The organism is Acinetobacter sp. YH12100 (assembly GCF_013419135.1).
Classification (GTDB): domain Bacteria; phylum Pseudomonadota; class Gammaproteobacteria; order Pseudomonadales; family Moraxellaceae; genus Acinetobacter; species Acinetobacter pseudolwoffii.
Genome location: NZ_VPAQ01000015.1, coordinates 61,783 through 79,478, shown reverse-complemented (window position 1 = coordinate 79,478; position 17,696 = coordinate 61,783). Strand labels below are relative to the sequence as shown.

Genomic DNA, 17,696 nt, shown 5'->3' with positions numbered 1-17,696 from the left:
GTCGCTTTTTATCTGTTGATTTAGATCTGTTGCTGTCCCCGATAAGACAAAGCTTCAGACAGATGCTGACTCTGGATTTCTGTGCTTTGATTTAAATCAGCAATGGTACGTGCCACCTGTAATACCCGATGATAGCCACGTGCGGATAAATTCAGTTTTTGTTGAGCCAGTTCAAGCATATTCTGGGCAGTCTGATCCAAGCTAGCATAATGTTCTAACTGTTTTGGACTCAAACTCATATTCAAGCTATTTTGCCGTTGCATCTGAATCTCATAAGCTGCTATCACGCGTTGTCTGACCGTTTCAGAGTCCTCTGTCGGCCGATTATCCTGTAACTCATGCGCCTGTAAGGGCGGTACATCAATATGTAAATCAATCCGATCCAGCAGCGGCCCTGAAATCCGGTTCTGATAGCGCTTGATACTGTCAGGCGAACATTGGCAGCGAATATCCTGATTAAAGGCATAACCGCATGGGCAAGGATTCATGGCAGCCACCAGTTGAAAATTGGCTGGAAAAGTGATCTGACGTGATGCACGTGAAATCACAATTTCTTTGGCTTCCAGAGGCTGGCGCAAAACTTCCAGTACCTTTCGATCAAATTCAGGCAATTCATCCAGAAATAACACGCCCAAATGCGCCAGCGTAATTTCACCCGGTTTGGGGTGTGAGCCGCCACCGACCAATGCAACCGCAGAAGCGGTATGATGCGGGGCTCGAAACGGCCGCTGGCCAAAAGGATGATTGGCATTGGCGACTGAATAAATACTGGCAACTTCCAGATTTTCCTGGGTTTTTAAAGGCGGTAAAATACTGGCTAATCGAGATGCGAGTAAGGTTTTTCCTGTCCCCGGTGGTCCTCGAAACAGCAGGGAATGGCCACCCGCTGCTGCAATTTCCAGTGCACGCCGTGGCCGCAATTGGCCTTTGACATCGGCAAGATCACATTTATAAAAATGGTTGGTATCGACTGGGATGGTTTGTATTTCTGCTAAGCACTGCGTCTGAGCAAGATGCTCACACACCTCTTTTAGATGATTGGCAGCAAAGACCTTAAAGTCCGGGAGTTGGCAGGCTTCTTGTGCATTCGGACCCGGCAGCATCAGTTGATGCTGATCATGTTGACAGGCAATCGCAATGCTCAGGATCCCTGTGACTGGGCGAAGTTGACCATCGAGAGCCAATTCTCCAATAAACTCAAGATCATCGGTGCAGTTTTCCGGAAGCTGTCCGGAGGCGACCAAAATACCTAAAGCAATCGGTAAATCCAGACGCGAACCATCTTTCGGTAGATCTGCTGGAGCCAGATTAATGGTCAGGCGTTTGGTCGGAAACTGAAAGCCACTATTTAAAATGGCAGAACGCACCCGGTCTTTACTTTCCCGGACTGCGGCTTCAGGAAGCCCCACAATCGTGAGTGAAGGCATGCCGGAACTGACATGAACTTCGACTTCAATTAAAGGCGCGTGCAGGCCAAGCAAGCCTCGTGTATAAATTTTGGCAAAAGACATTATTATTGTTCCAATTTAGTGCATTATTTTTATCGGTCTTAGGTCTTTTGTGCACTGTACTTGTGCTTATTTTTTATTCGAAATTTTATCTTCTAAGGCTTCAACCTGTTTCAGCAAATCATTGAGGCGATGATTGGCATTATCGAGGGCAGTACGTTGACGTTCAATTTCTTCTTTGGACACCAGATCCATTTTTGTCACAGCTTCATTTAATAGAGCACGAATATTCTGTTCCAGATCTTTCTTAGGTTGTTCAACTTGCTGCAAAATTGCTTGTAATAGGGTTTCAATCATTGTCTGATCCATCGCCATCGAAAGGAAGCGACAGTTTAGCATTGCTCGAATACAGACCCTAGTATTTCAGACAAAATATAGGCTTAATCGATAAGAGATATTGTAAAAATCCACATAAAAAATGTCGGTTTTTTAAAGATTCAAAACCTTTATAAGTATAAAATAAGGTATAAATAAACCGCATGCCGGGCTTTCTAATTTCCCCCGACCTTAGGAATCTTGGCATGAAATTTGAACGTAAAACCTTACTGGTGAAATAAGCCGAAGGAAAACAAACATGAAGCTCGTAACTGCAATCGTAAAACCTTTTAAATTGGATGATGTTCGTGAAGCATTGTCTGAAATTGGTGTTCAAGGCATCACTGTAACTGAAGTGAAAGGCTTTGGTCGTCAAAAAGGCCATACTGAACTCTATCGTGGTGCTGAATACGTTGTAGATTTCCTGCCGAAAGTCAAAATTGAAATCGCGATTAGCGATGACATGGTTGACTCCGTCATTGAATCTATTACGCGTGTTGCTAGCACTGGAAAAATTGGTGACGGAAAAATTTTCGTGACGAACTTAGAACAAGTCATCCGTATTCGTACAGGTGAAACAGGTGCAGACGCTGTTTAACTTGGCACGAAGTTTGCTGAGTACCTAAGAACTCACAAAAACTTGGTTGGGGGATACGAATGAAAAAAATGCTACTTGCGTTCGGCATGGCCGGCGCACTTTTTGGTGGTTCTGTTGCATGGGCTGAAAATGCTGCAACAGCAACACCACCCGCAGAAGACATTGTGCTTGTTGAAGAAACAGGCGAAACCACACTGAATAATACGGCAGATACTCCAGCAGCAATTGCTGAAGCAGCGCCAGTTGAAACAGCAGTACCTGCAGAAGAAGCAACATTAGATACAGGTGATACTGCCTGGGTTTTAACGTCCACCGCATTAGTTTTACTCATGACCATTCCGGGTCTAGCACTCTTTTATGGCGGTATGGTCCGTAAGAAAAACGTCCTGGCGACCATGGCGCATAGCTTTATTGCCGCTGCAGTCGTCAGCATTGTCTGGGTGATTATCGGTTATACCCTGGCCTTCGGGGAAGGGAATGCCTTCATTGGTAGCTTGGACAAATTTATGTTGGCCGGTATTACCACAGAGGCGCTTTCAGGCACCATTCCTGAAATTCTGTTTGTCATTTTCCAAATGACTTTTGCCATCATTACCGTTGCAATTATTAGTGGTTCGATCGCAGAACGGATGAAATTTGGTGCTTTCGTTGCTTTCATTGCACTTTGGGTGGTGATTGTCTATGCGCCGATTACTCACTGGGTCTGGGGCGGCGGCTGGTTGGGTAATGACGGTGCGCTCGATTTTGCTGGTGGTACAGTGGTTCACATCAACTCGGGTGTTGCCGGTCTGGTAGCAGCGTATATGCTGGGCAAACGTATGGGCCTGGGCCGTGAATCGATGGCGCCACACAACTTGACCCTTACTGTGGTGGGTGCATCTTTACTTTGGGTGGGCTGGTTCGGTTTCAACGGTGGTTCTGCCCTGGGTGCGAACGGCTCTGCAGGTTATGCGCTGGTGGTGACTCAAGTGGCAGCGGCAGCGGCAGCGATCTCTTGGCTGATTACTGAAAAACTGGCACGTGGCAAAGCATCTGTATTAGGCGGCGTATCGGGTGCAGTTGCTGGTCTGGTGGTGATTACACCAGCCGCAGGTTTTGTGACTGTCGGTGGTGCATTGGCGATGGGTCTGATCGGTGGTGTGGTGTGTTTCTGGGGAATCACTGCGCTGAAACGTGCCTTGAAAGCCGATGATTCTTTAGATGCGTTTGGCCTGCATGGTGTAGGTGGTGTGGTCGGTGCAATTTTAACCGCTTTTTTTGCCAGCGAATTCATTATGGGGGATGCTGCACCAGCCAACATGATGAGCCAGCTTTGGGTTCAGGTTGAAGGTGTACTGGCGACCATTGCTTACTCTGCCATCATGACCTTCATTATCCTGAAAGTGATTGACTTGATCATTGGTATCCGTGTCGCATCTGATGATGAGCGCATGGGTCTGGATTTGAGCCAGCATGGTGAACGTGTCGAATAATAATAAACACACAATAATCAATATATAGTGCAAAACAGCCCAAATGGGCTGTTTTTTTTCTATATGTTGCGTAAGACTCTACAAAGTTTGCAATTTTTGCTACACTCGGAATCCATCTGGATTTGTTCAATTAAACCGCTATGCATTGCCCATTTTGCAATACTGCCGACAGTAAAGTGATTGATTCACGCCTGGCAGCTGAAGGCTGTCAGATTCGTCGTCGCCGTGAATGTGTCAGTTGTAATGAACGTTTTACGACTTTTGAAAGTTATGAAGTGGTGATGCCGCGCGTGATTAAATCGGATGGCAAGAATGAACCCTTTGATGAAGCCAAATTACGTCGTTCCCTGATGCATGCCTTGCAGAAACGTCCGGTAACTCAGGAACAGATTGAAACGGTATTGAGCGATATCCAGTTACAGATTCGCCGTCTGGGTGAACGTGATGTGAAATCGCGTACCATCGGTGAAATTGTCATGCAGTCTTTATTCGCACTCGATCACGTGGCCTATGTGCGTTTCGCTTCGGTTTATCAGGATTTCCAGGATGTTGAAGCTTTTCGTCATCAAATTGAACAGATGCAACAGCGAGAATCACAAGAATAAGCATGTCTGAACTGAATCAAGATCAAGTCTGGATGCGCCGCGCAATTCAGCTTGCCCAGCAAGGTCAATACTCGACCAAGCCCAATCCGAATGTCGGCTGTGTCATTGTCAAAGATGGCGTCATTATCGGTGAGGGTTTTCATCCTCAAGCAGGGCAGCCGCATGCTGAAGTATTCGCGCTGCGTCAGGCTAGTGAGCAGGCACGTGGTGCAACCGCGTATGTCACTTTGGAGCCGTGTGCGCATTATGGGCGAACGCCGCCATGTGCCAAGGGTCTGGTTGAAGCTGGTGTGGCTAAAGTGGTCGTGGCCTGTCCTGATCCAAATCCGCTGGTGGCGGGCAAGGGTGTACAGATTTTAAAAGATGCCGGTATCGATGTTGAAGTCGGGATTGGTCAGGAACAAGCGCATCAGCTGAATCAAGGTTTCCTGAAAGCCATGGCGACCGGCATGCCGTATGTGCGACTTAAAATTGCATCCAGTCTGGATGGCCGTACGGCGATGGCATCCGGTGAATCGAAATGGATTACCGGAGCCGAGGCGCGTCAGGACGTGCAGTATTGGCGGGCCATTTCCGGTGCAGTCATCACTGGGATTGAAACAGTTCTGGCCGATGACTGTCAGCTGAATGTGCGGCAACTCGATGGCATTGAAGATATTGAAACAGTAGTACAGCCCAAGCGTATCATTTTGGATCGTCAGGGGCGTTTGCCATTAACGGCGAAAATTCTAGCGCAAGCCGACACCGTGTTGGTGATGGGACCTTTTCGGCAAGAGCTGGCCGATCTGGGTGTGTTACAATTGCCGGTACAGCCTTTAAAACAATTATTGTCCCAGCTGGCTGAGCAGCATCAGATTTATGATGTCTTGGTGGAAGCAGGGGCGACCTTATCTACGGCATTTTTACAAGAACAATTGGTTGATGAACTGATCAGTTACGTTGCACCGACCTTATTGGGTCAGTCTGCACGTACTATGTTTAATGCAGAATTCAGCCTTATGGCAGAACAACTCCGATTTAAGCTGCGCGATGTGACTCGCTTGGGTGATGACGTGCGCTTCAGGTTAATTCCTTTTCAAGAGACACTATGAGTTCAGAGTCTACGGTTTATCATAAACGTCGCCATGCGGCACGTACCACCGATGAATATCTTTTCCATCAGCTGGTTCCTTATCTGGGCAACAAACGCCGTTTATTACATTTGATTCTGGAAGCACTTGAAATTACAGGAACTCTGAAGCGTGAAGATGGCCGTGCGCCGATTTTTGCTGATTTTTTTGCTGGTTCTGGTGTGGTATCACGCTTAGCCCGTCAAAATGGTTATCGCGTGATTGCCAATGACTGGGAACCCTATAGCCATGCATTGAATCATGCGGTGCTGGCCTGTACTGAAGCACCGGCGTTTAAAGAATTGGGTGGCTATCAGAAAGCCATTGATTATCTGAACCGTCTGCCGGAAGTGAAAGGCTGGGTCACGCATAACCTGTGTCCGCGCAATGATGAAATTTATGATCCCGCCCGTGACCGTTTGTTCTTTAAACGTCGTAACGGCATGCGTATTGATGCGATTCGTCAGCAGATTGCAGCTTGGCAGGCCCAAGGTGCCATTGACGATGTAGAGATGTCTGCCTTGCTGGCACCATTACTGTATTCAGCCAGTTTTGTCAGCAATACCTCGGGCGTTTTCAAGAGTTTCCACCACGGCTGGGGCGGAAAAACCCAAACGGCGCTGGAACGGATTGAATCTTTACTGTGGCTGACCCCAAGCCGCTTTTGCGAGTCGGATCAGAAGAAAGGTATGGCTGCCGAAATGTGGTGTGTCGATGCCCAGCATCTGGCCAATCAGATGAGCGGTTTTGAAGTAGATGTGGCTTATCTGGATCCACCGTATAATCAGCATGCCTATAGCAGTAATTACCATGTCCTGAATGCTTTGACCTTATGGGATCAGGCCGATTTACCGACGCCAGATACCAAGGGCTTCAAGAGCGGGATTGACCGGGCATGGCGCAAAGAGCGTCCGAGCCAGTACAACTCTTCCAAATATGCCAAAGAAGCCTATGAAAACTTGTTGGCGACCATCAATGCGCGTTTCATTCTGACCAGTTATTCAACGGATGGTAATATCAGCGCCACTGATTTATTGCAGGCCAACCTGAAACGTGGCCGGGTGACCTTGCTGACTCAGGATGTACCACGTTATCGGGTCAGCAAACAGCGCCAATCTGAACGTGCACGCGTACTGGAATTTATTGTGATTACCGATACCCATGCCAGGTCAGGTCCACCGATCCGTCAACTCCTCAGCCAGTTGCATCATTATGCAGAATTGGGCGGTGTGGATACCACCGGTGTCAGTACCCAGTTGGCACTCTGGTAAAAGAATAGAAAAGGAAATAAAAATGTTTACAGGTATTATCGAAAGCCTTGGCAAAGTAGACAGTCTGCAAAGTGTGGGTGGTGATGTACGTTTACGTATCCAGACTGACCTGGACATGTCGGATGTACATCTGGGTGATTCTATTGCTACAAATGGCATCTGCCTGACAGTCATAGACTGGGGCGAAAACTGGTATGCAGCTGATGTGTCCCGTGAAAGTCTGAACCGGACGACACTGGGCAACTGGAAAGCCGGTCAACCTGTTAACGTCGAAAAAGCCATGTTGCCGACCACGCGTTTTGGCGGCCATATTGTTTCAGGTCATGTCGATGCAGTCGGCGAGATCACTTTGGTGCGTGCAGATGCACGCTCGATTTATTATGAAGTCACTGCACCGGCTGAAATTGCCAGATATCTGGCAGAAAAAGGTTCGGTCACAGTCGATGGTATTAGCCTGACCATTAATCACTTGCGTGGCTGTGTGATTAGTCTGAACTTGATTCCGCATACGGCTGAACGTACCAATATCAGTACCTGGAAAGTGGGTAGCAAGGTCAATCTGGAAGTGGATGTGCTGGCACGTTATATCGAGCGTTTATTGCTCGGTGATAAAGCCGCAGATACCACTGAACAGTCTAAGATCAGCATGGATTTTCTGGCTGAAAATGGCTTTTTAAAATAAGCGGAATGCTTAAATACTGAACAGTCTGATTGAAAAATTAGACTGTTTTTTTATTTTTCGGGATAATCAGCAATTCAATTTGCAAATATTGCCTTGGTGGACGGGTCGAATGCTCGATTTTTTACTCAACTTGGAACAGTCATTACCGCTATTGCTTGATCAATATGGGGTATGGATCTACGCGATCCTGTTTCTGGTGATTTTTGCGGAAACCGGCTCAGTATTTTTCTTTTTTCTGCCCGGTGACAGTTTATTGCTGGCTGTAGGAGCTTTATGTGCCAGCAGCGATATATTGACCCTGCATTCGATGGGATTACTGCTCTTTACTGCATCGGTACTCGGCTACACCGTGAATTATTACACTGGAAAAGTGCTGGGTCTAAAATATTTTAATCGGCATTCACGCTATTTCAAGCCGGAATATATGGTGAAAACCAATCACTATTTTATGAAACATGGCGGTAAAACCATTCTGATTGCGCGTTTTATTCCTTTTGTTCGTTCATTTGGCCCTTTTGCTGCCGGTTCAGCCCATATGAGTTTTGCCACATTCAGCTTTTATAATATTACGGGTGGTATTCTCTGGATTGGTACTTTATTAACTATTGGCTATCTGCTTGGAAATGCTGCCTTTATGCTGGCCGATGTGCTCTAAAAGATCAAATTAAAAATCCGAATCAGCCGGATGCCAGTTAGTTAAGCAATTGACTGGTATTTTCTTTTTTAAATTCATAATTATATTTGATGGATGGAAAGGTCATCCGCAACTGTCTGAGGCATGCGGTGAATTGCACCGCAAGATGTCCTCCTTGCGAAGCTCCGCTTCTCATTTGGGCAAAACCAAATTAACCAATAATTTACAGATGTTTGATGTAAAACCTTAAGGCTCCATCGTGAACGGCTAAACAGTTAAAGCATCTATTTCTAAACTCCTTAACTGATCAGCATTACCGAATGAGCGGACTTTTTATATGAGTTGGGATTTTTAATCAGGTCTCACTTGCTCGGAAAATTCTGAATTTTTCAGTATGTAGTCGATTTCTTCTTGGGCCGCCACACGCATTTGTTCTCTTAGTGCGTTGATGGTCTGTTCAATCACCGTTTCTGCCTCAAGTTCCAGACGCAAACGCACACTCTCTAATTCGGATAAAATGGTGTGGTCTTGAATCTGGATACGACCTTGGGCAAAGTCAAAACTATGCTCAGGATTTTTCTGATAACGGGCAACATAGTGCTGCATTTCTGTCTCTAGACTGAGGTTTATGTCAGCGAGGGCTTGGGTCTGCTCAGCAAATTTACGCTGTTCATCCTGATATAGCTGTGCAATCGCAGCCTGCTCTGCGGCACGTTTATCGGCCAGAGCCTGTTCGAGTGCCAGCTGTCTGCGAATACGTGCAGCCTCAATCAATTCAGCCTTGCGCTGCGCATAGGCTTCTTCAATCTTGCGTTCAGATTCCTGCTGTAAGCGCTGATCACGAATCTGCCATTCTTCTAAAGAGGTTTCAGGCTTTAAAATGTCACAGATCCGAGAGAGGTCATCGATAAAGGTCTGACGTACAGCTTCCGGCACATTTAACCAGCGCTGTTTAAAATCTGGACCTACATTTAATGCCACATGCCTCTCCTTGTGGGTGATATCGGTTAAAGCTTATGGGTGTTGGGCTCAATACCTAAACGACGATATTGTTTGAATTTTTCACGACCCAGCTGTTTAGCCGTTTCATGGTTTTCAATGATCTCAATAATGTGACTAAATTTTGCGTAAGGTTCAAGTGCTTCCGGATTAAAATTGAAAATAATCCAGTCGGACTGTTCAGGCAATGTTGCCGAAATACACACGCTCGCCTCAGGCTGATCAATGCCATGCGGAATGAAACTCGCGGGATCAAAGCTCCACAGGCGTTCATCCAGCTGCTGCTGCAAGGCTGCATCGGCACATAGTAACCAGATCCGCGCCGGCTGGCGCAGAATCTTGCGGCATAAACGACAAGCACTTTCGACTTGTCGTTCAGGACTTTTTTCAAATAAATAAAAGCTGACCTTAGCCATTCGTTTGAACGCGGTTGGCCAGGAACTGCATCAATAATGGCACTGGACGCCCAGTTGCGCCTTTATTGGCACCTGAGTTCCATGCTGTACCTGCAACATCCAGATGTGCCCAGCGATATTCACGGGTAAAACGTTGCAAGAAGCAGGCTGCAGTGACAGAACCAGCTTTTGGGCCACCGATATTGCCAATATCGGCAAATGGTGAATCGAGTTGTTCCTGATAGTCATCTATGACCGGCATACGCCATACCCGGTCAAATGAATGCTGGCCGGCAGTTTCCAGTTCTGCTGCCAATTTATCATCTGGTGTGAACAGACCTGTCAGCACGGAACCCAAAGCCACCACACATGCACCGGTCAAGGTCGCAATATCAATCACCAGAGCAGGGTTGAAACGTTTCACATAGGTCAGGGTGTCACATAACACCAGACGACCTTCGGCATCGGTATTCAGGATTTCAACCGTTTGACCGCTCATCGTCGTGACGATGTCACCCGGACGAGTGGCTTTACCTGAAGGCATATTTTCTGCTGCGGCAATGGTTCCTACCACATGCAGAGCTAAGCGGGACTCACACAATGCACGCATGGTACCCAGTACAGAGGCTGCACCGCACATGTCGTATTTCATTTCATCCATACCTGCGCCAGGTTTGAGTGAAATACCACCGGTATCAAAGGTAATGCCTTTACCGACCAGTACCACTGGCGCTTCACTACGCTCTGATTGATATTCAATGCTGATAATACGACCCGGACGCTCTGAACCCTGGCTGACTGCAAGGAAGGCACCCATGCCTAAATCTGCCATCTGTTGTTCATCCAGTACCGTGACTTTCAGTAGATCCGGATATTCAGCAGCCAAGGCGATGGCCTGATCTGCCAGATATTCCGGGAAACAGATATTGCCCGGACGGTTGCCCAGATCACGTGCCAGGTTTTGCCCGCTCTGTACTGCTTGAACCAGTTGCAGCTGTTCTGTCGTTAAAACGCTATGCGTGGCAATCAGGTCGATCTGTTCAAGTACAAATTCATTCTTTTTCGACTTATATTCATCATAACCATAGCTGGCTTGAGTCAAAGCCAGAGCAAACAGATAATGCAATTCTTGTGGAAGTTGTGTCAGGTCTACAGAAATCTGTTTGAATTTTTTTTGAGTGGCCTGAATAATAGTCTGGGCAATTTTTGCGAGTTTTGCTGGTTGCAATTCAGCGACTTTGCCTAAACCGATCAGTGCTGCATGGCTGGACTGGCTGACTTGGCCAATCAGGCTCAGACTTTCAGCTAAAGCTGCTTTGAACTGAGATGCTTCAATTAATCGGTCTAAATTGTTGATTTGATAGGTTGAGGTGGTATTTTGAAGTTGTTCTGAGTCAACTAAAATCAACAAAGATTGACTTGATCCATTCTCTGGGAATGACGTATTAATTGTAAGTTTCATATTCTGTTTTCACGCCTGTCTAGATTTGTAAATCATTCAGTCATTGAACCATTTATCTGAATAGAGTTTCAATGGGTAGGGCCGTCTAGGTTTTATATTTTTGCTATTCGGGTAAACTAGCACTCGTTTTATAGACCTTATTTTGGAAGAATTAATTTGATTATTCGGCGTTATCTGGTCAAGCAAGTTGTCTCGACATCTTTGGTGGTGATTGCCTTATTGACCTTGATCATGATGGGTGGCCGACTGATCAAGTATTTTGGTGTCGCAGCGCAAGGCCGTCTGGATGCAGGCATTTTATTTAGCATCATTGGCTACCGTTTGCCTGAGTTTTTAACCTTAATTCTTCCGCTCGGTTTCTTTATTGGCCTGATGCTGGTATTTGGCCGTTTATATGTCGACCATGAAATGGCGGTGATGAATGGCAGTGGTGTCAGTCGGCATCAATTGGCGCGCCTTCTGGTGCCGATGACCTTGGTGTTTCTCATTGCTCAAGCCGGCTTGATGCTCTGGGCAGCGCCATGGGGAATCCGCCAGTTTGAAGCGCTGACCACCAGTCAGGCGGTACGCACCGGCTTTGATCTGGTACGACCCAAAGAATTTATTTCCTCTGGCCCCTATACCATTTATGCCGGTGATCTGTCTGAAGACCGCAAGAACTTAAAAGATATTTTCTTCTATCAGCGGGCAGAAAAACCCGGTAAACCGGATGTGATGATTCTGGCCCAAGAAGCCACCCGCATCGAGGTGCCAAATGATGCGGCCAATGTGGTCGATCTGGTTCAAGGTCGCCGTTATGAAATTTATCCGGGCACTCCGCAATATACCCAGGCTGAATTTGCAAGCTATCGTCTGCGTTTAGAAAATGATGAGGAAGCACAGTTTGCCAGTGCTGAAGTTGAAGCCCTGCCAACCTCGCAATTGTGGCAGAACCGTCAGGATCCTGTGGTGGCCAGTGAATTAGGCTGGCGGGTATTTGTACCATTTGCGATTCTGATTGCTTTGATTCTGGCCGTGGCCTTGTCTGAAGTGAGTCCACGCCAAGGTCGTTATCTCAAGTTATTTCCGGCGCTCATGATTTTTGCCAGTCTGATTGTGGCGTTAATGGCCGTGAAAACCCGGATCAGTAAAGAGGAAATGGGGATCTGGGCTTATCCATTGATCCTGATTGCTTATGCGATTGCGGGTGCCTTGTTCTCACGTAAACAGAATTTGGCCCCGAAAATCAAGAAACAGATTCAGCGAGTGAGGTCTTAATAATGTTGGCACGTCGTATAGTTGCAAAACATGTGACCCAAACCACTGCGCTGGCGATGCTGGGTGCAACCGCTGTGTTGGCGGGTTTACAGGTGTTATTTACTTATCTGGGTGAGCTGGGTTCACTAAAAGAAGGTTATGGCGCCTGGGATGCCTTGAAATATGTGCTCTGGGGTGCTCCGAATTATCTTTATGAAATTCTGCCGATCTCGGCGCTGATCGGTGCGGTTTTAGGTTTGGGCACATTAGCCTCAAATAGTGAACTGATTGTGATGCGCTCGATCGGGATCAGTCTGTGGCGGATTGTTGGCTGGGTGATCCGTTCAGCATTACTGCTGGTGGTCTTGTCATTTGCCTTGAGCGAGTGGGTGATTCCTTATACCAATGAACAGGCCAAGAGCGTAAAAAGTTCGAGTAAAGCCGCGCAACTGGGCGAAGTGCGGGGTTACTGGACACGGGAAGGGCAGCGCTTTATTTATATTGATTATGCCAATTCGCAAGGTCAGCTGAAAAATGTGCAGATGCTGGATTTTGATGAAAATTATCGCTTACGCGGCACCTTGCAAGCGGATCAGGGCGAATTCGTCACAGATGGCTCCTGGACATTAAGCAATACCGAGCAGTTCGATATTCTGCAAAATGGTAGTGCTACCCTGATCAAGCAGGAACAGCAACCTTTGGCACTGGCATTACAGCCAAAATATGTGCATATGGTCACCATCGATCCTGAAGACTTGTCACCGAGCCAACTGGTCAGTTTCACAAGTTATATGCATGAATATAGTCAGGTGCCAAAAACCTATCAACTGGCTTTCTGGCAGAAACTCGGTTCTCCTTTTGCCCTGATTGCACTGGTGGTGATTGCCTGTTCATTTATTTTCGGGCCGCTGCGTCAGCAATCCATGGGTTTTCGTCTGGTGATTGCCTTATTTGCCGGTCTGGGCTTTTTCTATCTACAGGATTTCCTCGGCTATGCCAGTCTGGTCTATGCGCCATCTCCGGCATGGTTTGTCTTTATTCCGATTCTGATCATGTTCGGTATTGGGGGTTACCTGCTGCATCGGGCACGCTAAGACCCAGGAAAATAGAACAAATCAATCGCGATGAGCGGCTTAAACCATACTCTGGTCATGGCCTCTTTTTGCAAACTTCGCTAAAATAGAGCGATTAATTCGTAGACGAACAGAGTATTTCATTATGACGGATGCAACTGCTGGCAAAATCCCTCACGTTTTGGTGATTATGGATGGTGTGGGTCATCGCGAAGCGGTCGAAGACAACGCGTTTTTAGCAGCTAAACGACCAAATTTAACTGCAATGCAGGACAAGCATCCGCATGGTTTGATCTCGGGTTCAGGCGAAGATGTTGGTCTGCCAGATGGCCAGATGGGGAACTCGGAAGTCGGACATATGAACCTCGGTGCAGGTCGTGTGCTGTATCAGGATTTTACCCGGATTACCAAAGACATTCGTACCGGTGATTTCTTCAATCATGAAGTACTCGTCGATGCGGTGGAGAAAGCCAAAGCTTCAGGTGGTGCAGTGCATTTGCTCGGCCTTTTATCTCAAGGCGGTGTGCATTCGCATGAAGACCATATTGTTGCGATGGCTGAACTGGCACTCAAACGTGGTGTCAAAGTTTATTTGCATGCTTTCCTGGATGGTCGTGATACGCCGCCACGAAGTGCCCAACCGTCATTGGAAAAACTGGATGCGCTGTTTGCACAATATCCGGGTCAGGGTCGTATTGCCAGCATGATTGGTCGTTACTTCGCGATGGATCGTGACAACCGTTGGGATCGCGTCGAACAGGCCTATCGTTTATTGACTGAAGGCGAAGCGGCCCGTACAGCTGCCACCGCAGTTCAAGGTCTGGAACAGGCTTATGCCGCAGATGAGTCGGATGAGTTTGTCAAAGCCACCCGCATTGGTGAGCTGGCAAAAATTCAGGATGGTGATAGCGTGGTCTTCATGAACTTCCGTGCTGACCGTGCCCGTGAAATTACCAAAGCCTTTGTTGAAAAGGACTTTGCTGGATTTGCACGTAAAGTGGTGCCGAACTTAGCCAAGTTTGTGATGTTGACGCGTTACCAAGCAACGATTGATGCGCCTGTGGCCTATATGCCAGAAGCGTTGGTCAACTCGATTGGTGAATACCTGTCAAATCTGGGTAAAACCCAATTGCGTATTGCTGAAACTGAAAAATATGCACACGTGACGTTCTTCTTTAGTGGCGGTCGTGAAGATGAATATCCGGGTGAAAAACGTATCCTGATTCCATCACCAAATGTAGCAACTTATGACCTCAAACCGGAAATGAGTGCTTATGAAGTGACTGATGAGCTGGTCGCTGCGATCAATTCAGGCGAATTTGACCTGCTGGTGGTGAACTATGCCAATGGTGATATGGTCGGTCATACCGGTGTTTTTGATGCCGCAGTGAAAGCGGTCGAAGCGGTCGATACCTGCTTAGGCCGGGTTTATGAGGCGGTGATGGCGCAAAAAGGTCATATGCTTATCACTGCCGATCATGGTAATGTAGAGCAGATGCAGGACTATCACAGTGGTCAGGTGCATACTCAACATACCACTGAATTGGTTCCATTTATTTATGTAGGTCCAACTCAGGCCACGATCGCAGAAGGTGGCGTATTGGCAGATGTCGCACCGACCTTATTAAGTCTGATGCAAGTTCCAGTCCCTGCGGAAATGCAAGGTCGCAACCTGATTAAACTGAATCAATAATTTTCGATAAGATTTTAAAGAAAGGTAAAAAATGGCAACAACACATTGGAAGTCTGTCGTTATACCATGCTTACTGATGTGTTTGAGTCATTCGGCCTGGGGTGCGGGCTCAAAAGAGCCGGTATTCGATGATATGGAAATGGATGGTCAGGTTTATACTGAAATTCCTGTGGCATCCATTCAAGAATTTGTACAAATTTACGGCATCGTCAAAGACAATTATATTCAAGACAAAAATGACGACGCCTTGTTCCAACAGGCAATCCAAGGGCTGGTCAGTGGCTTAGACCGCTATTCGCGTTATTTGTCTCCTGAAGATTATAAGCAGCTACGTGAATATACTGAAGGTGATCTGGCCAGCATTGATTTTGATCTGCAATTTGACCCGCGGATGAAGCAATGGGTGGTTCAGGGCCTGAATGCCGATGCCGATTCTGCCAAGCAGGGACTGCGTAATGGTGTCACGGTCTATAAAATTGATGATCAGGTACTGAGTAGCCTGAATCAGGAACAGGTGCGGCAGTTATTGAGCGGAGCGGTCGGCTCAACGCTCATGATCCAGCTTTCCCCGCAAAGTCTGGTGGTTCGTCTGGTAAGGAATACCAAGCTTGATACTGAAATTAAATCCAGTCTGCACAATAATCAGGTACTGGTATTGCAGGTCAAAGTTTTCCAGCAAGATACAGCCAATGAAATCAAACGCCTGATTGAAAGCTACGCTGACAGACGCCTAAAAGCGGTGATGTTTGATCTCCGCAATAACCCGGGTGGCTTACTTTCTGCCGCAGTAGAATCGGCCGATTTATTTTTGAATCAGGGTGTAATTGTGTCGACCAAAAGCCGCGCTGAAGGTAATCAGCAATTTCAGGCCTTGCCGAGTTTTGAATTTCAGAATCTGAAAGTGGGCGTTCTGATTAATAACCGTTCAGCTTCGGCAGCTGAAGTCTTTACGGCAGCATTGAAAGAACATAGCCGGGCTTGGGTGGTCGGTGAGCAAAGCTATGGCAAAGGTGTGGTACAAAAGCTATTTCCACTGAGTAATGGTTCTGCTTTACAAATGACAGTGGCACAATACTTCAGTCCGAGTGGTCAGATGATTGAAGGGCGGGGCGTGCAGCCACATTTCAGTTATCCGTTTAAGCAGGAAATGCGTGAGGAGAGCTATCTGGAACACGTCACAGACCTGCTGCTCCTGCAAAAATAATTATTCGTCTTCCTCAGTATCCAGTCCGAACTTTTTCAAACGATAGCGTAGAGAGCGGAATGACATACCGAGCTTTTTCGCGGCCAGTGTGCGGTTCCAGTGCGTTAGATTCAGCGCATTGAGTAGAACTTCTTTTTCAATCTTTTCTAAATATAGCTCTAGGCCTTCTTCTGGGAGCTTTCTCGGGGCAATCAGGGTGTCAGTCGCAATGATCTCGCTCGTGAGCGTATTCATCTCCTGAGCGCTGTTAAGAGCCTGACGTAACGGTGCACTTTGCAGGTGCTGAAGATCAATCCGCTCTTCATCACTCAAGGTGATTGCACGTTCCATAATATTACGCAATTCACGTACATTACCCGGATAATATTGTTCCAATAAAAATTCTTTACTGCGTTCTGTCAGTTTTTTATTGGCAATGCCCCATTCCTGGCAAATCTTCTGAATAAAATGTTCGGCCAGCAAGAGAATATCCTGACTCCGTTCACGCAGCGGCGGTAAAGTCAGATCCATCACATGAATACGGAAATATAAATCCTGACGGAATTTGCCTTGTTGTACCAAGGCTTCCAGATCCTGATGCGTGGCACTGATGACGCGGAAATCCACATCAATCTCAGTATCTGAACCGAGGGGACGAATACGTTTTTCCTGTACGGCACGTAACAGTTTGACCTGCATAGCAAGTGGTAATTCGGCAATTTCATCCAGAAACAGGCTGCCGCCATGTGCCGATTGAATCAGCCCCTGTTTGTCCTGAGCGGCGCCAGTAAAGCTGCCTTTCTTATGCCCAAACAGTTCGCTTTCCATCAGTTCAGTGGGAATCGCACCACAGTTAATTGCAATAAAAGGGCCTTCATTACGGTTGCTCAGGCGATGGACCAGATTGGCCACCACTTCCTTGCCAGTTCCCGATTCGCCAGTAATAAAAACCGGTGCCTGTGAGCGGGCAATTTTTTGTAAGGTAATACGTAAGTGCTGAATCGGTATCGATTGCCCAATCAGCATTTTATGTTCTAAAGCATCATTTAGATTATTATGGGAATAATCCACCGGTTTATTCAGTGCTTTTTGTAGCAGCTGTTCCAGATGTTTCTGATTGATCGGTTTGCTGACAAAGTCAAAGGCACCGGCCTTGAGTGCAGCAATCGCGATTTCCATGTTGCCATAGGCGGTCAGAACCGCGACCGGAAGTGCAGGGTAGAGATGGCCAATCCACTCCAGTAACTCCAAACCATTGCCATCGGGCAAGTTCAGGTCAGTTAAACAGGCATCATATTGATGATCTGCAAGACATTTTTTAGCATCTTGCAGACAATGTGCGATGTGCGTACGAATCCCCATCCGCAGCAACGACATTTGCATGAGGGTGCATAAATCTTCTTCATCATCCACCAAGAGCACCAGTGGCTGTTGTTCCACACTCATTTCCCTTAAACCCCT

At 47.0% G+C, this 17,696-nt stretch carries 17 protein-coding genes; 11 read left to right on the top strand and 6 right to left on the bottom strand.

The window, feature by feature from the left end:
- Positions 1–20 precede the first annotated feature (20 nt).
- Together FTU40_RS11555 and FTU40_RS11550 are read right to left on the bottom strand one after the other, a co-directional pair.
- On the bottom strand, positions 21–1,511 hold the full coding sequence (locus tag FTU40_RS11555; RefSeq protein ID WP_180040933.1) for a YifB family Mg chelatase-like AAA ATPase: 1,491 nt from the start codon (positions 1,509–1,511) through the stop codon (positions 21–23).
- A gap of 66 nt (positions 1,512–1,577) precedes the next feature.
- Positions 1,578–1,805: an accessory factor UbiK family protein gene (locus FTU40_RS11550; RefSeq protein WP_005094487.1), complete on the bottom strand. Its 228-nt coding sequence runs from the start codon at positions 1,803–1,805 to the stop codon at positions 1,578–1,580.
- 277 nt (positions 1,806–2,082) lie between these two features.
- On the opposite strand from FTU40_RS11550, the gene glnK reads away from it, so the two are divergent.
- From glnK to FTU40_RS11515, 7 genes are all read left to right on the top strand, one after another.
- Positions 2,083–2,421, top strand: a complete 339-nt coding sequence (gene glnK, locus FTU40_RS11545; protein WP_005094485.1) for a P-II family nitrogen regulator — start codon at positions 2,083–2,085, stop codon at positions 2,419–2,421.
- Positions 2,422–2,480: 59 nt separating this feature from the next.
- The gene (locus FTU40_RS11540) at positions 2,481–3,893 is read left to right on the top strand and encodes an ammonium transporter (protein ID WP_180040931.1); all 1,413 of its coding nucleotides are present in this window, start codon (positions 2,481–2,483) and stop codon (positions 3,891–3,893) included.
- A gap of 140 nt (positions 3,894–4,033) precedes the next feature.
- A complete protein-coding gene (gene nrdR / locus FTU40_RS11535) occupies positions 4,034–4,498 on the top strand; it encodes a transcriptional regulator NrdR (RefSeq protein WP_005094481.1) in 465 nt (154 codons plus the stop codon).
- Between the two features lie 2 nt (positions 4,499–4,500).
- A complete protein-coding gene (ribD, locus tag FTU40_RS11530) occupies positions 4,501–5,589 on the top strand; it encodes a bifunctional diaminohydroxyphosphoribosylaminopyrimidine deaminase/5-amino-6-(5-phosphoribosylamino)uracil reductase RibD (RefSeq protein WP_005169044.1) in 1,089 nt (362 codons plus the stop codon).
- Complete coding sequence (locus FTU40_RS11525) at positions 5,586–6,878, top strand: DNA adenine methylase (RefSeq protein ID WP_005094477.1); 1,293 nt, start codon at positions 5,586–5,588, stop codon at positions 6,876–6,878. The genes ribD and FTU40_RS11525 overlap by 4 nt, the downstream gene beginning before the upstream one ends.
- A gap of 22 nt (positions 6,879–6,900) precedes the next feature.
- Positions 6,901–7,560, top strand: a complete 660-nt coding sequence (locus FTU40_RS11520) for a riboflavin synthase (protein ID WP_179999282.1) — start codon at positions 6,901–6,903, stop codon at positions 7,558–7,560.
- A gap of 109 nt (positions 7,561–7,669) precedes the next feature.
- Positions 7,670–8,215, top strand: a complete 546-nt coding sequence (locus FTU40_RS11515; protein ID WP_005169036.1) for a VTT domain-containing protein — start codon at positions 7,670–7,672, stop codon at positions 8,213–8,215.
- Between the two features lie 330 nt (positions 8,216–8,545).
- On the opposite strand, the gene FTU40_RS11510 is transcribed toward FTU40_RS11515, so the two are convergent.
- From FTU40_RS11510 to FTU40_RS11500, 3 genes are read right to left on the bottom strand one after another with little or no spacing between them, the layout of a single operon-like run.
- A complete protein-coding gene (locus tag FTU40_RS11510) occupies positions 8,546–9,175 on the bottom strand; it encodes a hypothetical protein (RefSeq protein WP_180040929.1) in 630 nt (209 codons plus the stop codon).
- Between the two features lie 26 nt (positions 9,176–9,201).
- The gene (locus tag FTU40_RS11505) at positions 9,202–9,609 is read right to left on the bottom strand and encodes a DNA polymerase III subunit chi (protein WP_005169032.1); all 408 of its coding nucleotides are present in this window, start codon (positions 9,607–9,609) and stop codon (positions 9,202–9,204) included.
- A complete protein-coding gene (locus FTU40_RS11500) occupies positions 9,602–11,050 on the bottom strand; it encodes a leucyl aminopeptidase (protein WP_005094464.1) in 1,449 nt (482 codons plus the stop codon). The genes FTU40_RS11505 and FTU40_RS11500 overlap by 8 nt, the downstream gene beginning before the upstream one ends.
- Before the next feature lie 156 nt (positions 11,051–11,206).
- Between FTU40_RS11500 and lptF the strand changes: the two genes are divergently transcribed.
- The 4 genes from lptF (at position 11,207) to FTU40_RS11480 (ending at position 16,256) form a co-directional block, all read left to right on the top strand.
- Positions 11,207–12,307, top strand: a complete 1,101-nt coding sequence (lptF, locus tag FTU40_RS11495; RefSeq protein ID WP_005094462.1) for an LPS export ABC transporter permease LptF — start codon at positions 11,207–11,209, stop codon at positions 12,305–12,307.
- A 2-nt stretch (positions 12,308–12,309) separates the two neighbouring features.
- A complete protein-coding gene (gene lptG / locus FTU40_RS11490; protein WP_100355203.1) occupies positions 12,310–13,380 on the top strand; it encodes an LPS export ABC transporter permease LptG in 1,071 nt (356 codons plus the stop codon).
- A gap of 124 nt (positions 13,381–13,504) precedes the next feature.
- Positions 13,505–15,052 (top strand): 2,3-bisphosphoglycerate-independent phosphoglycerate mutase, encoded by a 1,548-nt coding sequence (gene gpmI, locus FTU40_RS11485; RefSeq protein WP_180040927.1) that lies wholly within the window; start codon positions 13,505–13,507, stop codon positions 15,050–15,052.
- A gap of 31 nt (positions 15,053–15,083) precedes the next feature.
- Positions 15,084–16,256 (top strand): S41 family peptidase, encoded by a 1,173-nt coding sequence (locus tag FTU40_RS11480; RefSeq protein ID WP_180040925.1) that lies wholly within the window; start codon positions 15,084–15,086, stop codon positions 16,254–16,256.
- Here the strand turns inward: FTU40_RS11480 and FTU40_RS11475 are convergent, their stop codons facing one another.
- Positions 16,257–17,681: a sigma-54 dependent transcriptional regulator gene (locus tag FTU40_RS11475; protein WP_180040923.1), complete on the bottom strand. Its 1,425-nt coding sequence runs from the start codon at positions 17,679–17,681 to the stop codon at positions 16,257–16,259.
- Between the last annotated feature and the right edge of the window lie 15 nt (positions 17,682–17,696).

Coding starts and splice junctions, on each gene's coding strand:
- FTU40_RS11555 (WP_180040933.1), bottom strand. CDS start 1,511: ATGTCTTTTGCCAAAATTTATACACGAGGCTTGCTTGGCCTGCACGCG.
- FTU40_RS11550 (WP_005094487.1), bottom strand. CDS start 1,805: ATGATTGAAACCCTATTACAAGCAATTTTGCAGCAAGTTGAACAACCT.
- glnK (WP_005094485.1), top strand. CDS start 2,083: ATGAAGCTCGTAACTGCAATCGTAAAACCTTTTAAATTGGATGATGTT.
- FTU40_RS11540 (WP_180040931.1), top strand. CDS start 2,481: ATGAAAAAAATGCTACTTGCGTTCGGCATGGCCGGCGCACTTTTTGGT.
- nrdR (WP_005094481.1), top strand. CDS start 4,034: ATGCATTGCCCATTTTGCAATACTGCCGACAGTAAAGTGATTGATTCA.
- ribD (WP_005169044.1), top strand. CDS start 4,501: ATGTCTGAACTGAATCAAGATCAAGTCTGGATGCGCCGCGCAATTCAG.
- FTU40_RS11525 (WP_005094477.1), top strand. CDS start 5,586: ATGAGTTCAGAGTCTACGGTTTATCATAAACGTCGCCATGCGGCACGT.
- FTU40_RS11520 (WP_179999282.1), top strand. CDS start 6,901: ATGTTTACAGGTATTATCGAAAGCCTTGGCAAAGTAGACAGTCTGCAA.
- FTU40_RS11515 (WP_005169036.1), top strand. CDS start 7,670: ATGCTCGATTTTTTACTCAACTTGGAACAGTCATTACCGCTATTGCTT.
- FTU40_RS11505 (WP_005169032.1), bottom strand. CDS start 9,609: ATGGCTAAGGTCAGCTTTTATTTATTTGAAAAAAGTCCTGAACGACAA.
- FTU40_RS11500 (WP_005094464.1), bottom strand. CDS start 11,050: ATGAAACTTACAATTAATACGTCATTCCCAGAGAATGGATCAAGTCAA.
- lptG (WP_100355203.1), top strand. CDS start 12,310: ATGTTGGCACGTCGTATAGTTGCAAAACATGTGACCCAAACCACTGCG.
- gpmI (WP_180040927.1), top strand. CDS start 13,505: ATGACGGATGCAACTGCTGGCAAAATCCCTCACGTTTTGGTGATTATG.
- FTU40_RS11480 (WP_180040925.1), top strand. CDS start 15,084: ATGGCAACAACACATTGGAAGTCTGTCGTTATACCATGCTTACTGATG.
- FTU40_RS11475 (WP_180040923.1), bottom strand. CDS start 17,681: ATGAGTGTGGAACAACAGCCACTGGTGCTCTTGGTGGATGATGAAGAA.